The following is an 18,303-nucleotide window of genomic DNA, read 5'->3' on the forward strand; positions in this document are numbered from 1 at the left end:
TCTTTGCAAAAAAATATAATGAAAGATTTATTTGGAAAAGCAATATATGACTATTTTTCAGGAAATTATACTGAAAATTTAAAGACTGAAACCGATATTTCTGAACAAGACGAGTTACCTCTCTCTTATCTTTTCAGAACTTACCAGCAGATGCCTTTTTTAGAAAAAAAAGCACTTGATATGGCTTCTGGCAAAATACTTGATGTAGGTTGTGGAGCAGGTTCGCATTCGGTATATTTGCAAGAAAAAAACATGGATGTTATAGCCATTGATATTTCACCCAAAGCTATTGAAGTATGCAAATTACGAGGTATAAAAAATGCTATAAATCAAGATATTATGCAAGTAAAAGGTAAATTTGACACCATTCTTCTGCTAATGAATGGCGCTGGTATCTGTGGAAGACTTCGTTATCTTGATATTTTTTTACAAAAATTAAAATCCCTTTTGAACGAAAATGGACAGATACTTACCGATTCGTCGGATATTATCTATATGTTTGACCAAAATGAAGATGGAAGTTATGATATTCCGTTGCTTCACGATTATCGCGGAGAGGTCAATTATATTATTCGTTACAAAAATCAAGAAGAAGCTGCCTTTCCGTGGATGTATATTGATTTTAATACTTTACAAAATGCCACAATAGCTAATGGTATGACTTGTGAGTTAATTTTCGAAGGCGAACATTTTGATTATTTAGCAAGAATTACAAAATAATTAGATTACGGTATATTCATATATTTGTGCATTTGCAAAGAAACTTTCCACCTCGGATTTTCCATTACATACGCAACAATTTCGGGTATCATTTTGTCTTTTCTACTCCATTCGGGTTGTAAATATAAAATACAATTTTCTCTTACCTTTTGTGCCATTTCTTCTGCAAAAATCAAATCGTGCCGATTGTAAATAATCATCTTAAGTTCATCGGCTTTACTGCAAACTTGTTCTGTGGGAAGTTTCGTTTTTTTGGGAGAAAGACATATCCAATCCCAAACACCTGTAAGAGTGTATGCCCCAGAGGTTTCTATATGCGTTTTCATACCTTTTTGTTTGAGCAAATTAGTCAAAGGAAACATATCCCACATAAGTGGCTCTCCCCCAGTAACTACAATTGTTTTAGAATACTTAATAGATTCATTTACAATATTTTCTATATGAGTAGGCGGATGTAGATTTGCGTTCCAACTCTCTTTAACATCACACCAATGGCATCCTACATCACAACCTCCTAAACGAACAAAATATGCAGCTGTTCCTTTATAGAATCCTTCGCCTTGTATCGTATAAAATGCTTCCATCAACGGAAGCATTTCACCTTTTTCTACTAATAATTGTATCTCTTTATTCAACATACTTTATCAGAAATCAAAAAATTAAAATTTTTCTTTTTATTCTTTAATTTTTTACTTCCATAATCCAAGCTTCTTTCAAGTCCTTGAATAATTGTTCATCTGTAGCTTTGAGCATACGAATATCCGCTCGTTTCCTTTCAGCTTCCTGATAAGTTACACTATATGATTCGTAAATATAATATATTTTTTTTACTTCATTAAAAAAGTATGAGGCTTTTATTCCTCTATCTTGAAGGCTCTGTACAAATCCTTGTGCATTTGATTCGGAAGAATAGGCTCCCAAAATGGTATAATACCCCGCACGGATATTGGTAAGTGCCACTGTATAAACAGGTTGTGAAGATTTTTCTTTTTCAACTTTGCCGTCTGTTACTACTTTTTTTGAAAGATTTTTTGTTGAAATATCGCTTTTTGATAGATTTTCTTCTTGGTTTGTAATTATTTTCACAATATTTTTTGTTTCTTGCAAAATAGAATTTGATGGTTCTGCATTTGTAGTTGAAATCGTTGGAACAGCCAATGTACTCATATACAGATACGAAGGTGTTCCTTGTGAAGAAAATTTCATTGTCAATTCTGAGATTTCATTTGATAGTATTTCATTTTCGTCAGTAATATCAAGTGTAACAATGTCAAAACCTAAGGTATTAAGACTATATGGCTTACGATTATACACATATTCATTATTTTCAGTAATAGAGCTATTGAGAAAATTTCCCACACTTCGCGTACTGGTTCGTAGTAATACTTCTCCTTTTGAAGAAGCCAACGAAAAAATACTTCCTTCTTTTGCTAAATCTGCTCCCAGAGCTCCCATAAGTAACTTCATTGGAGTTTGGTTACTTTCGGGTATTTTAAATCCTTTAAATACAATTGATTTTGATTTTTTCTCTATGGGAATAAATCCATCATACGAAATAAATTTTTGTAAAGGACTACCTTCTTTTTCATAGATAAAAACAATAGACCAACCAGCCGAAACACCACCTTTTACCTCACCTATCGCCGAACGAATATTTGCCACAAAATATTCACCTTGCCAATTGGACAATTTTTCAACATGTGAAGTTATATCTGCATATGCAACATATGGAGCATTTTCTTGGTTTTTCACACCTTTTCCATCATAAATAATTTCTCCTACAATTGTCTGATATTCAGTCATATTAGGAAACTTAACTTTTACTACATCAAAGGGTTTGCGAGCTGAACTAACTGGCGTGTATTTCTTTCCAGATAATTTTCCTTCTTCATAAGGATAAGTAGCCGTCCAATACAACCCTACATAACGTATTGTCATTCTATCAGCAGTATTAAGGGTTAGGTATGCGCTACTTGATGAAAAATTGTGCGTAAAATCATCTATATTCACATAGGCCATTGTGAAATTATCATTTGTTTTAGCATTATCTTCAATCGAATTATAAGCCTTGTCTGTATTGGCAAAAATCGCTTTTCTATTGACAATTGAGTTACCAATTACAGTCATATCTCCTTGTAATTCAGACTGATAACGTATTTTAAAATCTTTACTTTGCCCAAGAATAACTTCTGAAAATAATAAGCAAAATACTATATTGAAATATTTGTAAATCATCTGAAAAAAATTTAATCACAAACAGAGATAAAACAAATTTTTCCTTATTCTATCTCAATTTGTGAGCATAACTATTGGTATTTCATACCAAATTTATAGTTAAATTTTGTGCAAAAATTATTTTGCTTCTTCTATTTTTTGAATTTTTCGTGTGTATTCCAACGAAACAGCTGAGCGGTCAAACATTAACTTCCCCGCCATTGTTTCAATAATAATTGACGTATCAGTAAGTTCTGCTATTCTGCCGTGAAGCCCGCTTTTCATAACTACTCTATCACCTTTTTTGAGTGATTCGGCAAATTTTCGTTCTTGTTTTTGACGACTAATATTTTGCCAAAAAATAAAAGTCATCAATCCTAACATTAGTATAAGGAACATAAAATTAGCTCCTCCTGCTGCTTGTAATATTACCATAATTATATATATTTAGTATTTTTGTTAATTTTTTTAGATTATATATCCTTTTTCGTTCAAGAAATCTGATACATTATTATAAATACGCTCTTGTATATTAGAAATATCAGCTTTTACAAAGGGTTCTCCCAAGATATTTTCGTACAATTCGATGTATCTATCCGAGATAGATTGTATATAGTCATCTGACATTTGAGGAATTTGCTGTCCATCTTTGCCTTGAAATCCTTGAGAAATAAGCCATTGACGTACAAATTCTTTAGATAATTGTCTTTGAGCTTCTCCGCTATCTTGACGTTCTTTATATCCTTCCTTATAGAAATATCGAGACGAATCGGGTGTATGTATCTCATCAATAAGGACAATTTTTCCGTCTTTGGTTTTTCCAAATTCGTACTTGGTATCAACTAATATAAGCCCTTGTTTATCAGCTATTTGCAAACCTCGTTCATACAATGCATAAGTATATTTTTCCAATATTTCATAATCTGCCTCGCTGACAATGCCTTGTTTGAGTATTTCTTCTTTAGAAATATCCATATCGTGCTGTCCGTTATCAGCTTTGGTTGTTGGTGTTATTATTGGATTGAAAAAAATATCATTTTCTTTCATCCCTTCGGGGAGAGGTACTCCACATAATTTTCGTTTTCCTTGCTTGTATTCACGAAAAGCATATCCTGACAAATAGCCTCGAATTACCATTTCTACTTTAAACGGCTCACACCAATGTCCTATCGCTACATTAGGGTCTGGACTTGCCAATAGCCAATTAGGAACAATATCCTTTGTTAGTTCCATAAAACGAGTTGCTATCTGATTAAGTATCTGCCCTTTATAAGGAATTCCCTTAGGTAATACAACATCAAACGCCGAAAGCCTATCTGTGGCAATCATCACAAGCAACTCATTATCAATAAAATATACATCACGTACTTTTCCTTTATAAACTGATTTTTGTTTTGGAAAAGAAAAATTGGTATGTACAATGGTCTGTTTCATAGAATAATTAAAGTTTTATCTGGGTTTGCAAATGTACAAAATTTTATTATTTTAACGATTAAAAATTTCGTTTTCTTTATTATTCTGACATATAATTATTCTTTAATACCTATTTTTCATAAACTTTTATTGTTCAGAAAAGTATTTTTTTCTTAAAAATCTGCTTTTTATTATTGTTATGATTATTTAAATTTCTTGTTCAATATTTTTGTATGCACTGATAATAGCCTTAACTAACGGATGACGGATAACATCTTTGTCACCTAAATGCAACACCCCAATGCCCTTCGTATTTTTCAAAATAAGTAATGCTTCTTTAAGTCCGCTGATTACACGTTTAGGCAAATCAACTTGACCAGGATCCCCAGTTATCATAAACTTAGCATTTTTCCCCATTCGAGTTAAAAACATTTTCATCTGTGCATGTGTAGTATTTTGAGCCTCATCCAAGATGACAAAAGCATTGTCAAGTGTTCTTCCCCTCATAAATGCAAGAGGCGCTATTTGTATAGTACCATTCTCTAAAAAATGGCGCAATTTTTCCCCTGGAATCATATCATACAACGCATCGTAAAGAGGTTGCATGTATGGGTCTAGTTTTTCTTTCAAATCTCCTGGTAAAAAACCTAAATTCTCACCCGCTTCTACGGCAGGTCGTGTCAAAATAATTCGTTTTACTTGTCTCTCTTTCAATGCTTTAACTGCCAAAGCCACTCCAGTATAAGTTTTGCCTGTTCCTGCGGGACCTATGGCAAAAACCATATCATTTTTTTGCATTAACTCTACCAATTTTCGTTGATTGGGTGTTTGCGGACGAATAATTTTCCCTCCCACCCCATGTATTATAATATCACTTATTTTCGATTGACCAGGCTCGTTTATTTCGAAATTATCAGTAGTTAAAATTCGTTCTAAAGAATTGGTATCCAATTGATTATATTTACTAAAATGAACAATAAGCAACTCTATTCGATGTTCAAATTCATCTAGTAATTCTTTATCACCAAAAGCCATTATCTGATTACCTCGTGCTACAATTTTCAATTTTGGAAAATAATTTTTCAATAAATCAATATTATTATTATTTTCTCCAAAAAACACTTGCGGACTGACTTGTGTTAATTCTATAATTCTCTGATTCAATGTTTTTAATTATTTATAAATTATCAAAGCCCAAAGGTAATCATTTTGTTGAAAAAAACTTTCAAAAAAAGATAAAAAATTGCTATGGGTTTTGTAGGTTTGCAAAAAATTTATCAACTATACTTTGTTAATAAATCTGTGAATAACGTTTTCAGGACAATGCATATTATTACTTTGACAACTGATTTTGGTGAGCGAGATTACTCCGTAGGTGCTCTCAAAGGTAAGCTATACAGCCTTATTTCCAATGCTCGAATTGTAGATATTTCACATCAAATAGAACTTTTCAACATAATGCAAGCCGCTTACGTACTGCGCAATGCGTACAAATATTTCCCTACCGAAACAATACATATTATCGGGATTGATGACGAATTGCATTCTGAGAAAAGTCTGCTAATAGCTTATTATCAAAATCAGTATTTTATCTGTGCTGATAACGGATTTTTTTCCCTCCTTTTTGAAGAAAATATCCCTTGCGATGTATATAAAATTCCTTTTTCAGGGCAAAATTCTACCTTTCCTACACTTGATTTCGCAACATATGTGGCTGAAAAAATCACATTGAAAATTCCTCTTGAACAAATAGGAGAACGTACTGAAAATCATATTTTTACTAACGATTATACTCCTTTTGCAAACAAAAAACGTATTGATGGAAAAGTAATTTATATAGATCATTACGGCAATGTGATTTCTAATATTTCGAAAAAACTCATTGAAAAACATGCACAAGGAAGGCGTTTTGATGTATTCTTTAAAGGGGTTGATTTCAAAAATATTTCTATACAAGAAATATATACACAATACAACGATATTGAATTCAAGTCAAATAAAAAAATATTAGCTAATGAAATACTTATTTTCAATCAGTTACAACATTTAGAACTGGCTATCTATCGCGGAAATCCACTAACGATCGGGGCAGCTTCCACTTTATTTGGTATCGAATACCGAAGTCCTGTAAGTATCCAATTTATTGATAATCAATAAAATAAATCATAAATCGACATTATAACTTATCTTAACAGGGCGATATGTCGCAATCGAATAAAAACTCTGTTCTACTCGAAGTATGTATTTTTTTATATTTGAAGGAGAAATACTTTGCGGAAATTTGACCAAAATATGCTTAATATATTCATTTCTAATACGTGAAATAGACGGAAATTCAGGACCTAATAGTTCCACAAGCGAATTATTAAATCCGTTTCGTAACGATTGAGCAAACCACTCCGACGCTTGATTTATACGCAACTCTTCTCTATGTTTGAATGTGATACGAATAAGTCGATACAGCGGAGGATAATGAAAATCTTTTCGTTCGTGAAGTTGTTCTTTTACCATTGTATCATACTGAAAATTAGCCACTTGCTGCAATACTGACTGATACGGATTGTACGTCTGTATCAAGACTTTGCCCTGATGGTGATGTCTTCCTGCACGCCCTGCTATTTGCGTAAGTAGCTGAAAACTACGCTCTACGGCTCTAAAATCAGGTTGATGTATCAGCAAATCAGCATTCAAGATTCCAACTAAGCTAACATTCTCAAAATCAAGACCTTTGCTTACCATTTGCGTACCTACCAAGATATCCGTTTCATAATTTTCAAATTTGGATATTATTTTCTCATATCCATATTTTCCTTTGGTGGTATCTTGATCCATTCTGTCAATACGAGCTTGTGGGAAAATTCGATTTAATTCTTCTTCAATTTGCTCAGTACCAACACCTTTCATACTTATATGGGAACTTCCGCACGCCATGCAAGTTTGAGGTACAGCCTGCGAATATCCGCAATAATGGCAACGAAGATGCTTCTGCAACTGATGATAAGTAAGGCTCACATCGCAATTAGGACACTGAGGAATATACCCACACGTATCACATAACAAAAATGGAGCATAACCTCTTCTGTTTTGAAATAAAATAACTTGTTTTTTAGCTTGTAAAGTTTCAGTAATTGCCTCAACAAGCGTATCTGAAAAATGCCCATTCATTTGTTTTTTTTTGACTTTATCTTTCATGTCAATAAGCTGAATTTCAGGCTGTAATATATTTACATAACGCTCTCGAAGTACTACACATCCATATTTCTCTATTTGTGTATTATAATATGATTCTAACGAAGGAGTTGCCGAACCTAGCAATACTTGAGCTTTGTGTTGCATTGCCAAAACCAATGCAGTATCGCGGGCTTGTAAACGAGGCGGATTTTCCATTTGTTTATAAGAAACATCATGTTCTTCATCAACAATAATTAGTCCTAAATTAGTAAATGGTAGAAAAACAGCCGATTGCACACCTATTATCAGTTGTGTTTTAGGAGAATTGGCAAGTAAATTATTCCAAACCTCTACTCGCTCGTTAATTGTATATTTGGTATGATACACACTCATTTTTTCTCCAAAAAATCGCTCTAATCGATGTATAAGTTGCACCGAAACAGCTATTTCAGGAAGCAAATACAATACTTGTTTGCCTTGTGAGAGTATTTTTTCTATTTGTTTTATATAAATTTCTGTTTTTCCTGATGAGGCTACTCCGTGAAGTAATACAACTGATTTTTCTTGAAAATATCGATTAATTTCATCTAAGACAAAAGACTGATTTTCCGTAAGTTTAAATATTTTTTCTTCACTTTGTTGAAACGATACTCTATCGGTTTGAAGGTAATATTCTTCAAAAATATTTTTTTTCACTAAAGAAGCTAAAACAGACGATGAGGTCTGTGCTTTTTCAAGTAAATCAGAGGCTTTTATTTGAGCTATTTTATGAGATTGCATTGAAAAGAAAGCGAGTATTAATTTTCGTTGTTCTATGGCTCGAACAGAGAGAGATTCTATCATTCTTTTCAATGCATCATCTGACTGATATTCAGCATTTAACCGAATATATTTTACTAATTTAGGTTGATATTTTTCATGTATTTTCTCTGTTAATCGAATAGCCTTTTTTTCAACTAATGATTTTATTACAGAAATCGGATTTTTTTTATGAATAATCTTACCTATTTCTTGTGTTGAAAGCGAACTTGCTCTTCCTAATGCTTCATATACAAGGAATTCATTATCAGTAAGTTGCTTTGTATCTATTTCTTGTGAGGCTCTTTCGACCATCGTTTCACTCTCTAACAGAAAAGCACTTGGCAATGCCATTTTTAACACTTCGCCTTGGCAAGCCATATAATAATTACTAACCCACTGATATAAAGATAATTGAAAAGAAGTTATAATTGGTTTTTCATCTAAAATATATTCAATTTCTTTGGTCTGATAAACAGGTTTTTGATTATGTATTTTTTGTACAACTGCTGTATATATTTTTGATTTACCAAACGACACAGCTACTCGCATACCCTCTTTTAAGAAAAGAGCTTCGTCTTGATTAATTTGGTACGTATATAACTGACGAAGCGGTAAAGGCAATATGACATCAACAAAAAACATCAGTTCGATTTTTTCAGACGCAACAAAGATGCATTGAGTTCAAAACCAAGCAAAACAATCGTAGAATTGAGCCAAATGTAAAGCAAAAAAATAAGCAAAGCCCCTATAGAACCATATAATTGATTATATCGTGCAAAACTTTCTATATAAATACCAAACAAATATGTTGTTAAAATAATCAGAATAGTTGTCAAAAAAGAACCTGCTGAGAAAAATCGAAGTCCTTTCTCGGGAGTTCCAAAAAGAAATAAGACAGAAATTATGAGTAAAACTACGAAAACAAAATACAATTTTTTACCCAAAGCAATAATTTTTGCATTTTCGTACAGAACACCCATATTTTCAAGATTTTCAACAATATATACTTCAAACCATAATAATAAAATAACTGATAGAAGTAATAAAAATATCAAAATAAGAGCCACTAAAACAGAGATAAAATACTGACGAATCGCATTGCGAGTTGTTTGAATATGATACGAATATTCAAATCCTCCAAAAATAGCATTTATTCCATTAGCCGTCAGAAAAAGCGAAAGGACAAAAACTCCTGATAGTAAGCCTGCCCGTTTTTTACCTGCAATATCGAAAAAAATTTCTTTGAAAAAATCGTGTGTTCCCGCAGGAAGAAGATTGTCTATAAAAAACCAAAAATCTTGCTGGAAATCCTGAATTGGGACATACGGAATTAAGTTCAAAACAACTAATAAAAATGGAAAAATAGCTACAAAAAAGCTATATGCAATAGCACTTGCTCGATAAGTTAAAGCTCCTTTAACTATTCCTACAATATATAATTCAAGTAAATCGTACAACGAAAAAGCCTTTTTGTTAAGAGGAATACTTTTGAGTAATTGTACTCCTTGTCTCAAAATAGGTATTTTGGCTAATTGTTGTTCAATTTCTACTGACATAACATATTGATTTACAAATAAAAAGCTCTAATAAAAACAACATATTTGCTCCTATCACCTCTTTTAGCTATCGAAATTATGCTTGATTTTGAACTCTTTTTGCCTGACGTTTCTCTCTGATTCGTTCGAAAAACGCTCCTGTCAACCAATAAGGAATAACATACGTAAGCAAAAAAATCATCAGCCAAAAACCAATACCTGCAATGGCTAAAAAGGCTAAGAAGCCTAAATACTCTTGAAAAGAAAAATCTACTTGCATAAAAATCCTATTTTAAAAGGCAAAGATACTAATTTTTTTAAAAAAAATAAAATTTTAACATTTTTATTTTTATCCTTACTAATTTAGAATCATTATAAATTTTTACAAGTGCTTTTTACACAAAATATATCTAAAATGATTATCAATAATAAAATTTACATTTTCAAATGTTAATACAAAAGAAAACTTCATTATATCAATTGGAAACACAAATATTGGTAAAATTTTAATCTTTTTTTTTTTAAAATTACCCATAGCGTAATTCTTTACATAATAAATATTTTTCATTGTTTTTGAATACTCTTCTGATGAAAATTTAAATAACTTTAATGATGGTGTATTACATCTTTTTGCTTACTTTTGCATTTTAAATAGAAACTTGTGAAACCTATTCCTATTGAAATACAAATACAAACACTACCTGATACACCTGGAATTTATCAATTTTTTGATGAAAATGATAAAATATTATACGTAGGAAAGGCCAAAAATTTGAAAAAAAGAGTTTCTTCATATTTCAGCAAATTACACGAATCAAGCAAAACACGTGTACTTGTCAAAAAAATAGTAACCATTCGGCATATTATCGTTGAGACCGAAAACGACGCTCTTTTGTTAGAAAATAATCTAATCAAAAAACTCCAACCACGTTATAATATCCTACTCAAAGATGATAAAAGTTATCCGTGGATTTGTATAAAAAATGAACGTTTCCCACGTGTTTTCTTTACAAGACGTATTATAAAAGATGGTTCACTATATTTTGGCCCTTATACTAACTTGAAAGTAGTTCGTACATTGCTTGATTTGATTAAAGAACTTTATCCACTTCGTACATGTTCTCACGAACTTTCTGTTCAAAATATTAAAAATAAAAAATTCAAAGTTTGTTTAGAATATCATATCAAAAATTGCAAAGGTCCTTGTGAGGACTTACAATCCGAAGAAGAGTATAACGAATATATTCGACAAATCAAAGAAATTTTAAAAGGTAACTTACGCGATGTTATTTCTCACTTCAAAGAAGAAATGAACGCACACGCACAGACTTTTCGCTTTGAAGAAGCTCAGGATATTAAAGAAAAAATGCAAAGTTTGGAAAATTATCAAGCTAAATCAACTATTGTTAGCTCCAAAATTCACAATATTGATGTCTTTTCTATTGTTTCTGATGAAGAATACGGATATGTTAATTTTCTGCAAGTAGCATATGGGGCTATTATTCGCGCTCATACCATCGAAATGAAGAAAAAATTAGATGAAACCGACCGCGAAATGCTCGAATGGGCAATTATGGATATTAGAGAACGCTTTTCTTCAACTTCCAAAGAAATTATTGTACCTTTTCCACTGACAATTGCTGAAAATTTGCAATTGACTATCCCGAAACAAGGTGAAAAATTTCAACTCTTACAACTCTCACAGCGCAATGCTCAAATGTATCGACAAGAGCGCTTCAAACAGGTAAAAATCATTGACCCTGAGCGACATACCAATCGAATTCTAACACGTATGCAAGCAGATTTGCATCTATCAGTCCCTCCACGACATATTGAATGTTTTGACAACTCTAATATTCAGGGAACAAACCCTGTGGCAGCCTGCGTTGTTTTCAAAGACACCAAACCAAGTAAAAAAGATTATCGCCATTTCAATATAAAATCTGTAGAAGGTCCTAATGATTTTGCTTCAATGGAAGAAGTCGTTTATCGGCGTTACAAACGACTTTTAGAAGAAAATGCCCCCCTACCCCAACTCATTGTTATTGACGGAGGCAAAGGACAGCTTTCCTCGGCAGTTAAGTCGTTAGAAACTTTAGGATTACGTGGTAAAATAGCTATTATCGGAATTGCAAAACGATTAGAAGAAATCTTTTATCCCGAAGATAGTATTCCGTTGTATTTGGACAAAAAATCAGAAACGCTAAAAATTATTCAACAGCTACGCAATGAAGCCCATCGGTTTGGAATTACTTTTCACAGACAAAAACGAAGTAATACTGCAATTATATCCGAACTCGACCAAATAAAAGGTATTGGCGAACAAACTAAAACTGCTTTACTTTCTCATTTCAAATCGGTCAAACGAATAAAAGAAGCCTCGCTTGAAGATATTATCCAAATTGTAGGGAGGTCTCGAGCACAAAAAGTATTTGATGGATTGGCTAAACTATAAATATATTTATAAAAAAATCCTCAACTAAGTTGAGGATTTTTTGTGGGCCCTACTGGATTCGAACCAGTGACCCCCTGCTTGTAAGGCAGGTGCTCTGAACCAGCTGAGCTAAGAGCCCTAATAACATTTTTTCAACACTTGTTTAACCAAAGTGGGTCCTACTGGATTCGAACCAGTGACCCCCTGCTTGTAAGGCAGGTGCTCTGAACCAGCTGAGCTAAGAACCCTTTGTGCTTATTTGCGAGTGCAAAGATAATATATTTTTTTTATCTGACAATATTTTTTTGTGTTTTTTATTATTTTTTTTTAAAATACTTAATAATGAAGTATTTACGATTTAATTTTCAAACAATTTCAGCTACAACAAAAGTGCTTCCTCCTACAAAAATCACATCTTCACTACTAGATTGCCGTTTAGCCGCTTCCAAAGCATTATGTACTGATGAATAAAAATTTCCTTCTAAACCTATTTGGTTTGCTTTTTGAGCCAAAACAAATTCATCTAATCCACGAGGAATATTAGGACGACAAAAATAATACGTTGCATGTAGCGGAAACATAGGCAATATTTCATCTATATTTTTTTCCTTAACAAAACCTAAAACAATATGTAAATGCTGGTATTTTTCTTGTAAAAGTTGTTCCAAAACAAGTGTCAAGCCATGTTTATTATGCCCTGTATCACAAATAATTTTAGGATTTTGAGAAAGCACTTGCCAACGACCTTTTAAACCTGTATTTTTAACAATATTTGCAAGTCCTTTCTCTATAGTTTCTTCGGTAATTTTCCAGCCTTTTTGTTGCAAAACATTTATTACTCCTACAATTCCTTTTATATTTTTTTGCTGATATTTACCTTTCAAATCCATAGAATAAGAAACAGATAAATCATTAACAAATTGAATATTAGCTTGTTTTAACATTGCTTCTTTCTGAAAAACAGCAGCTGTAATCGGGTTATACTCACTAATAATTATAGGTGTATTTTCCTTAATAATACCTGCTTTTTCGTAAGCTATTTTTTCAAGAGTTTCACCCAATATATCTGTATGGTCTTTATCTATATTAGTAATGAGCGAAACTTCAGGTTTTATAATATTAGTTGAATCGAAACGACCTCCAAGTCCAACTTCAATTACGGCAATATCTACTCTTTGCTCAGAAAAATATGAAAAAGCCATAGCAACAGTCATTTCAAAAAAAGATAATTGATTATCTTCCAAAAAAGAACGATTTTGTTCAATAAATTGTACGACAAATTCTTGCGAAACTTCTTTCCCATTTATTTTAATTCGTTCTCTGAAATCTTTCAAATGCGGTGAAGTATAAAGTCCGACATTATATCCTGCCTCTTGCAAAATAGAAGCAATTGCATGGCTCGATGAGCCTTTTCCATTTGTCCCTCCAATATGAATCGAAGGAAAATTCTGCTGAGGATTTTTCAAAACTTGACAAAATAATTGAATATTATCTAATTTATGTTTCAATGCCGAAATTCCTTTGGATTGAAACATCGGAAGTTGATTAAACATCCAAGTTATGGTTTGCTGATATGTTGTCATCTTATGAAAAAAAATATTTTTTATAAACTAAAAATACCTCCTAAACATAATAGTTTAGGAGGTTTTAATTCTTAAATTTTGCATTCTATGATTTGTTTGTTAATTTATTGGTTATTTTATTACATGCATTATCAATTGCGCTAAACACGATCCGAAATTGGGTTTTATCTCCATAATAAGGGTCTGGAAGTTCTTCTTGATTAGTTGATTCAAGGGCATCTAAAAGCAATGATACTTTGTTTTTTTGTTCTTGTGTTTTAGCCAATCGAATAACGTTTTGATAATTACTTTTGTCCATTACAAAAATGTAATCAAAATAATCAAAATCTGCTGATGTAAATTGTCTTCCTTTTAGTGAAGAAATATCTATTCCATTTTTTCTAGCTACTTCTATCGAACGAGGATCTGGAGTTAATCCCACATGATAATCAGAAGTCCCCGCCGAATCAACTTCAAATTTTTCCGGGTCAAGTTTAGAACGCATCACACCTTCTGCCAAAGGCGAGCGACAAATATTTCCTAAACAAACCATTAGTATTTTTGTCTTGTGTTTCATTTATTGTCTTATTCGCTTGGTTAAATCGGCAAAATATTTTTTGAATTGTTTATCAGTTTCATTTAAGTTATCAACCGTTTTACAGGCATGAAGTACTGTTGCATGGTCACGCTTACCTATTTGATCTCCGATATTTGCCAATGAAGATTTGGTATATTTTTTAGCAAAAAACATAGCTAATTGACGCGCTTGCACTACGTGGCGTTTACGTGTTTTTGATTGTAATTCTTCCAACGAAATCTGAAAATATTCTGAAACCATCTCTTGTATATAATCAATGGTTATTTCTTTTTTGATATTTTTTACTATTTTATCTACTGATTTTTTAGCTAATTCTAATGTAATTTCTTTTTTGTTGAAAAGAGCCTCTGCCATAAGTGAAGTATTAACTCCTTCAAGTTCTCGTACATTGGTTTTCACATTCTGCGCAATATATTCAATGATTTCATCTTTCATTTGAATACCATCACGATATAGAATATTAGTCAAAATCTGCTTACGCATTTCAAAATCAGGTGATTGCAATTCAGCTGAAAGTCCCCATTTGAATCGTGAAAGTAATCGATTTTCAATCTCTTGCATATCCACAGGAGCTTTGTCCGAAGTCAAAATAACTTGTTTTCCATTTTGATGTAAATGATTAAAAATATGGAAGAAAACATCTTGTGTTCCTTGTTTTGATGCAAAAAATTGTACGTTATCAATAATAAGTACGTCTATTTGTTGATAAAAATGAATAAAATCAGGGCGATTATTTCGTTTTGCCGCATCAGCATATTGCTTGGTAAAATCCTCTGCCTCAACATAAAGTACTTTTTTCTTTGGAAATTTTTCTTGTATCTCATTTCCAATAGCATGAACCAAATGCGTTTTGCCTAATCCTACTCCACCAAAAATAAATAGTGGATTGAATGAAGTTCCTCCTGGTTTTTGTGCAATAGCCATACCCGCCGAGCGTGCTAACCGATTTGACTCACCTTCTACAAAAGAATCGAAATTTTTGTTAGGATTCAATTGTGAATCAACTTGTACTTCTATCAGTCCAGGTACTACATATGGATTGAAAATTTCAACAGAAGATTGAGGTACTGCAATTTTATCTTTGTTATTTTTCTTATTTGAACTTGGAAGTTGCTCAGTAGCCTGCTCATCTTTACTAGGATTGTTTTCCATTTTAACACTATACACGAGTTTAGGCTTAGGATTTGTTCCAAGTTCTTTAGTAAGCGCACTCCACATAAGTCCTAAATAATGCTCATCAAGCCATTCTGCAAAAAACATACTTGGCACCATAATTACCAAGGTGTTATCATCGGTAAGTTTGACAGGTTCAATAGGTCTAAACCACACCTCAAAGGCATCATCCGATATGTTATCCTTGATAAAAGATAAACAATTTGTCCATACATTTTGCACACTATTATTCATAAATTTACAATTTTTTTATTATCTTTGAACGCTCAAAAACAATCAACAAAAAAACATCTTTTTTTCAAAAAGCAAAGTTGCATATTATTTTTTAAATAAAAAAATTTTATTGAAAAAAAATTTGATTTATTTTAATTTCAATTAGTTAATTTATTCTTAACAAAAAGAAATATAATTTATAAAAGCATTTTTATATGGAAAAACATTTTACTCACCTAATCAGAACACGCTATGCAGAAACCGATCAAATGGGGGTTATTTATTACGGAAACTACCCTCAATATTTAGAAATTGCTCGTGTAGAATGGCTTCGTCATATCGGTATTTCGTACAAACAAATGGAAGAAAACGGAATTATGCTTCCTGTGGTTTCTCTTCAAATAAATTATAAAAAACCAGCTCTATATGACGAGTTACTTTCGGTTAAAATTACTTTAAAAAGTACGCCTACAAGCAAAATAGAATTTGATTACGAAATTTATAACGAGCAAAAACAACTTCTTGCTATAGCCAATACAATATTAGTTTTTGTTGATAAAAAAACGTTTCGACCTATAAAATGCCCTAATTTTATTCTTGAAAAACTCTCATAAAACACCATTTTAAAGGGTTAAATATTAAATTTTTGCTGATTATTTATATTTTTATCTATATGAAAAGATTTTTACTGGTCAAAATTCATTTCTTATAAATCAAAATCTATTTCTTATCAGTAATAATTCATTTCCTATCGGTAAATACTGATTTCTTATGGGGCAGAACTTATATAATACAGGTCAAACCTTGCTTCCTTACCTTTAAAATGCTTTTCTGTATGGGAATTATCAAAATCTTATGGGTAAATACTCATCACTTACAGGGAATTCTTATGATATACGCAGCAATATCCGTGCCGTAAGTGGTAAAATTTCAGTAGATTAGTATTAAAATGCTGTTAAAAGAAAAGACGCCTTGAGGGCGTCTGTGGGGGTGGAGTTGTATTGGGTATTCTTTAAGAAAATAAAATTTTATAATTAATTCATCTGTAATAGCTTAGAAACATCTTCGGCGTGGATTCGACAATAGTACATCACATAAGCGATATAAGGAACAAAAAGCAAAATACTCCATAGCAATCCTTTGGCAAACGCCTGATAATTTGCGTTTTTCACAAAAAGATAAATCACCCATACAATATTCAAAGTCATCACGATATGCGACATTTGAGCAAAAATATTGGCTCCGCTCCAACCAAAAGTAAACATTCCCATCGTTCCGAAATAATACATCGGCAAGAGGACAAGAGGCAACAAAACTGCTTTTTTCTTCCATATAAACAGCAGAAAACAAAGCAAATAGACCAAACTTGAAGGCGAACAAGCGTTGAACATTACCCATTGTAACAGACTTACTTTCAGTTCCGTAAAGAAATACCACGAGCCACTGAGTGTCAGCAATAACAGCAAAAAAGCCAACACCATTCCGATTGTTTTTTCTTTTTTTGTAAGTGTCATAGCTAATTATTTTATAGGTAAATAAATTTCTGTTTTAAGTTTTTCAGGCGGTGTTTTTCGGGCATCATTCAAATATTTTTCAAAAGGAACAATACTGCGAAGTTCGTAACCGCTTTCGGGCAACCATTTTCCGAAAATTGTGTCGTACACTTTCCCTAAATTGTCGTATGCACCCTGATAGTGAAAAACGGCGTATTTGCCTCCCTCAATTTCTTTCACCCCAACCTCGCCCTGAGGCTTGGCAGGTTTGTGAATCGCCAAACAGATGTCTGACCGCTGTTTGTCTCCCTCCGTAATTTTAGGGTCATCGTGCGAGATGCAAATATGTTCAATACCTGCCGTAAAGAGCTTATTTTCCTTAACGAAAGCCCAAAGTTTGGCGTAAGTATCGCCGTAATTGAGTGTTCCATAAGTTCCTGTAAGGGCAATATAAACAACTTTTTTCGGCTCTAAATCAATGATTTTTGGAGCTTTTAGTTTGATTTCAGTGATAAATTCTTCTTTTCTCATAATATATAATGTTTTATTATTTCTGTATTCGGTAGGACTTACATCATAAAACTTTTTAAAGGATTTGGACAAGGACGAAACCATCTCATAACCAACTCTTTCCGAAATCTGCTCAACCGACAGATTAGAATATCGGAGCAAAATCGCCGAAGCCTCTACCCGCAGACGCGTAATGTAAGCACCAACAGATTCATTTACAAAGGCTTTGAAAATGCGATGGAAATGAAACTCCGAAAAATTGGCAATTTCGGCAAGGGTTTTCAGTTCTATTTTTTCATCTAAATGATTGCCGATATATTCGAGTACTTTGTTTATGCGTTCGCGGTAGTCTGCTTGTGTGGATTTTGTATTCATCAGTATTGTATCTTTTAAATTTCTGAAACAAAGGTAATAAGGTTTAAAAGAATTTTGTTTTTCCTATCTTGCTAAATTGTTTTTTGAAAAG

The 18,303-nt window shown here is 32.4% G+C and carries 17 protein-coding genes and 2 tRNA genes; 4 read left to right on the forward strand and 15 right to left on the reverse strand.

The window, feature by feature from the left end; translation table 11 throughout:
- Positions 1–18 precede the first annotated feature (18 nt).
- Positions 19–720 (forward strand): class I SAM-dependent methyltransferase, encoded by a 702-nt coding sequence (locus OO775_RS05850; RefSeq protein ID WP_264846112.1) that lies wholly within the window; start codon positions 19–21, stop codon positions 718–720.
- 5 nt (positions 721–725) lie between these two features.
- Here OO775_RS05850 and OO775_RS05855 read toward each other — a convergent pair whose 3' ends face one another.
- From OO775_RS05855 to OO775_RS05875, 5 genes are all read right to left on the reverse strand, one after another.
- Entirely contained in the window at positions 726–1,358 is a 633-nt protein-coding gene (locus OO775_RS05855) for a 7-carboxy-7-deazaguanine synthase QueE (RefSeq protein WP_264846113.1), read from the reverse strand.
- A gap of 43 nt (positions 1,359–1,401) precedes the next feature.
- Positions 1,402–2,955 carry an SPOR domain-containing protein gene (locus OO775_RS05860; protein ID WP_264846115.1) on the reverse strand — a complete coding sequence of 518 codons (1,554 nt, stop codon included), beginning with the start codon at positions 2,953–2,955 and terminating at the stop codon, positions 1,402–1,404.
- Between the two features lie 117 nt (positions 2,956–3,072).
- Positions 3,073–3,369, reverse strand: coding sequence for a preprotein translocase subunit YajC (gene yajC, locus OO775_RS05865; RefSeq protein ID WP_309297243.1), 297 nt, complete (start codon positions 3,367–3,369; stop codon positions 3,073–3,075).
- A 33-nt stretch (positions 3,370–3,402) separates the two neighbouring features.
- A complete protein-coding gene (locus OO775_RS05870; RefSeq protein ID WP_264846116.1) occupies positions 3,403–4,368 on the reverse strand; it encodes a phosphoribosylaminoimidazolesuccinocarboxamide synthase in 966 nt (321 codons plus the stop codon).
- Positions 4,369–4,554: 186 nt separating this feature from the next.
- A complete protein-coding gene (locus OO775_RS05875) occupies positions 4,555–5,511 on the reverse strand; it encodes a PhoH family protein (RefSeq protein WP_264846117.1) in 957 nt (318 codons plus the stop codon).
- A gap of 84 nt (positions 5,512–5,595) precedes the next feature.
- On the opposite strand from OO775_RS05875, the gene OO775_RS05880 reads away from it, so the two are divergent.
- Complete coding sequence (locus tag OO775_RS05880; RefSeq protein ID WP_264846118.1) at positions 5,596–6,504, forward strand: SAM hydrolase/SAM-dependent halogenase family protein; 909 nt, start codon at positions 5,596–5,598, stop codon at positions 6,502–6,504.
- Between the two features lie 6 nt (positions 6,505–6,510).
- On the opposite strand, the gene priA is transcribed toward OO775_RS05880, so the two are convergent.
- From priA to OO775_RS05895, 3 genes are all read right to left on the reverse strand, one after another.
- Positions 6,511–8,961 carry a replication restart helicase PriA gene (gene priA / locus OO775_RS05885; RefSeq protein WP_264846119.1) on the reverse strand — a complete coding sequence of 817 codons (2,451 nt, stop codon included), beginning with the start codon at positions 8,959–8,961 and terminating at the stop codon, positions 6,511–6,513.
- Positions 8,961–9,875, reverse strand: a complete 915-nt coding sequence (locus tag OO775_RS05890; protein WP_264846120.1) for a YihY/virulence factor BrkB family protein — start codon at positions 9,873–9,875, stop codon at positions 8,961–8,963. Before OO775_RS05890 ends, priA begins: the two co-directional genes overlap by 1 nt.
- A 76-nt stretch (positions 9,876–9,951) precedes the next feature.
- Entirely contained in the window at positions 9,952–10,134 is a 183-nt protein-coding gene (locus OO775_RS05895) for a hypothetical protein (protein WP_264846121.1), read from the reverse strand.
- Between the two features lie 390 nt (positions 10,135–10,524).
- On the opposite strand from OO775_RS05895, the gene uvrC reads away from it, so the two are divergent.
- Complete coding sequence (gene uvrC, locus OO775_RS05900) at positions 10,525–12,309, forward strand: excinuclease ABC subunit UvrC (RefSeq protein WP_264846274.1); 1,785 nt, start codon at positions 10,525–10,527, stop codon at positions 12,307–12,309.
- 43 nt (positions 12,310–12,352) lie between these two features.
- Here uvrC and OO775_RS05905 read toward each other — a convergent pair.
- From OO775_RS05905 to dnaA, 5 genes are all read right to left on the reverse strand, one after another.
- Positions 12,353–12,427 (reverse strand) — tRNA-Val (locus OO775_RS05905).
- 34 nt (positions 12,428–12,461) lie between these two features.
- Positions 12,462–12,536 (reverse strand) — tRNA-Val (locus OO775_RS05910).
- Between the two features lie 117 nt (positions 12,537–12,653).
- Positions 12,654–13,871 (reverse strand): bifunctional folylpolyglutamate synthase/dihydrofolate synthase, encoded by a 1,218-nt coding sequence (locus OO775_RS05915; protein WP_264846122.1) that lies wholly within the window; start codon positions 13,869–13,871, stop codon positions 12,654–12,656.
- 85 nt (positions 13,872–13,956) lie between these two features.
- Positions 13,957–14,427 carry a low molecular weight protein-tyrosine-phosphatase gene (locus tag OO775_RS05920; protein WP_264846123.1) on the reverse strand — a complete coding sequence of 157 codons (471 nt, stop codon included), beginning with the start codon at positions 14,425–14,427 and terminating at the stop codon, positions 13,957–13,959.
- Positions 14,428–15,855, reverse strand: coding sequence for a chromosomal replication initiator protein DnaA (dnaA, locus tag OO775_RS05925; protein ID WP_264846124.1), 1,428 nt, complete (start codon positions 15,853–15,855; stop codon positions 14,428–14,430). It lies immediately after the preceding gene.
- Between the two features lie 194 nt (positions 15,856–16,049).
- Between dnaA and OO775_RS05930 the strand changes: the two genes are divergently transcribed.
- Positions 16,050–16,448 (forward strand): acyl-CoA thioesterase, encoded by a 399-nt coding sequence (locus tag OO775_RS05930; protein ID WP_264846125.1) that lies wholly within the window; start codon positions 16,050–16,052, stop codon positions 16,446–16,448.
- A gap of 420 nt (positions 16,449–16,868) precedes the next feature.
- Here the strand turns inward: OO775_RS05930 and OO775_RS05935 are convergent, their stop codons facing one another.
- Both OO775_RS05935 and OO775_RS05940 read right to left on the reverse strand, forming a co-directional pair.
- Positions 16,869–17,348, reverse strand: coding sequence for a hypothetical protein (locus OO775_RS05935; protein ID WP_264846127.1), 480 nt, complete (start codon positions 17,346–17,348; stop codon positions 16,869–16,871).
- A gap of 6 nt (positions 17,349–17,354) precedes the next feature.
- Positions 17,355–18,212 (reverse strand): AraC family transcriptional regulator, encoded by an 858-nt coding sequence (locus tag OO775_RS05940; RefSeq protein WP_264846128.1) that lies wholly within the window; start codon positions 18,210–18,212, stop codon positions 17,355–17,357.
- Positions 18,213–18,303 lie beyond the last annotated feature (91 nt).

The sequence above is a fragment of the Capnocytophaga catalasegens genome, from assembly GCF_026005215.1.
Classification (GTDB): Bacteria; Bacteroidota; Bacteroidia; order Flavobacteriales; family Flavobacteriaceae; genus Capnocytophaga; species Capnocytophaga catalasegens.

Bases quoted from the DNA above. Each gene is read 5' to 3' on its own strand.
- OO775_RS05895 (WP_264846121.1), bottom strand. From the start codon at position 10,134: ATGCAAGTAGATTTTTCTTTTCAAGAGTATTTAGGCTTCTTAGCCTTT.
- OO775_RS05920 (WP_264846123.1), bottom strand. From the start codon at position 14,427: ATGAAACACAAGACAAAAATACTAATGGTTTGTTTAGGAAATATTTGT.
- OO775_RS05890 (WP_264846120.1), bottom strand. From the start codon at position 9,875: ATGTCAGTAGAAATTGAACAACAATTAGCCAAAATACCTATTTTGAGA.
- OO775_RS05940 (WP_264846128.1), bottom strand. From the start codon at position 18,212: ATGAATACAAAATCCACACAAGCAGACTACCGCGAACGCATAAACAAA.
- yajC (WP_309297243.1), bottom strand. From the start codon at position 3,369: ATGGTAATATTACAAGCAGCAGGAGGAGCTAATTTTATGTTCCTTATA.
- OO775_RS05860 (WP_264846115.1), bottom strand. From the start codon at position 2,955: ATGATTTACAAATATTTCAATATAGTATTTTGCTTATTATTTTCAGAA.
- OO775_RS05850 (WP_264846112.1), top strand. From the start codon at position 19: ATGAAAGATTTATTTGGAAAAGCAATATATGACTATTTTTCAGGAAAT.
- OO775_RS05930 (WP_264846125.1), top strand. From the start codon at position 16,050: ATGGAAAAACATTTTACTCACCTAATCAGAACACGCTATGCAGAAACC.
- OO775_RS05880 (WP_264846118.1), top strand. From the start codon at position 5,596: ATGGGTTTTGTAGGTTTGCAAAAAATTTATCAACTATACTTTGTTAAT.
- OO775_RS05870 (WP_264846116.1), bottom strand. From the start codon at position 4,368: ATGAAACAGACCATTGTACATACCAATTTTTCTTTTCCAAAACAAAAA.
- dnaA (WP_264846124.1), bottom strand. From the start codon at position 15,855: ATGAATAATAGTGTGCAAAATGTATGGACAAATTGTTTATCTTTTATC.
- OO775_RS05935 (WP_264846127.1), bottom strand. From the start codon at position 17,348: ATGACACTTACAAAAAAAGAAAAAACAATCGGAATGGTGTTGGCTTTT.
- priA (WP_264846119.1), bottom strand. From the start codon at position 8,961: ATGTTTTTTGTTGATGTCATATTGCCTTTACCGCTTCGTCAGTTATAT.
- OO775_RS05855 (WP_264846113.1), bottom strand. From the start codon at position 1,358: ATGTTGAATAAAGAGATACAATTATTAGTAGAAAAAGGTGAAATGCTT.
- OO775_RS05915 (WP_264846122.1), bottom strand. From the start codon at position 13,871: ATGACAACATATCAGCAAACCATAACTTGGATGTTTAATCAACTTCCG.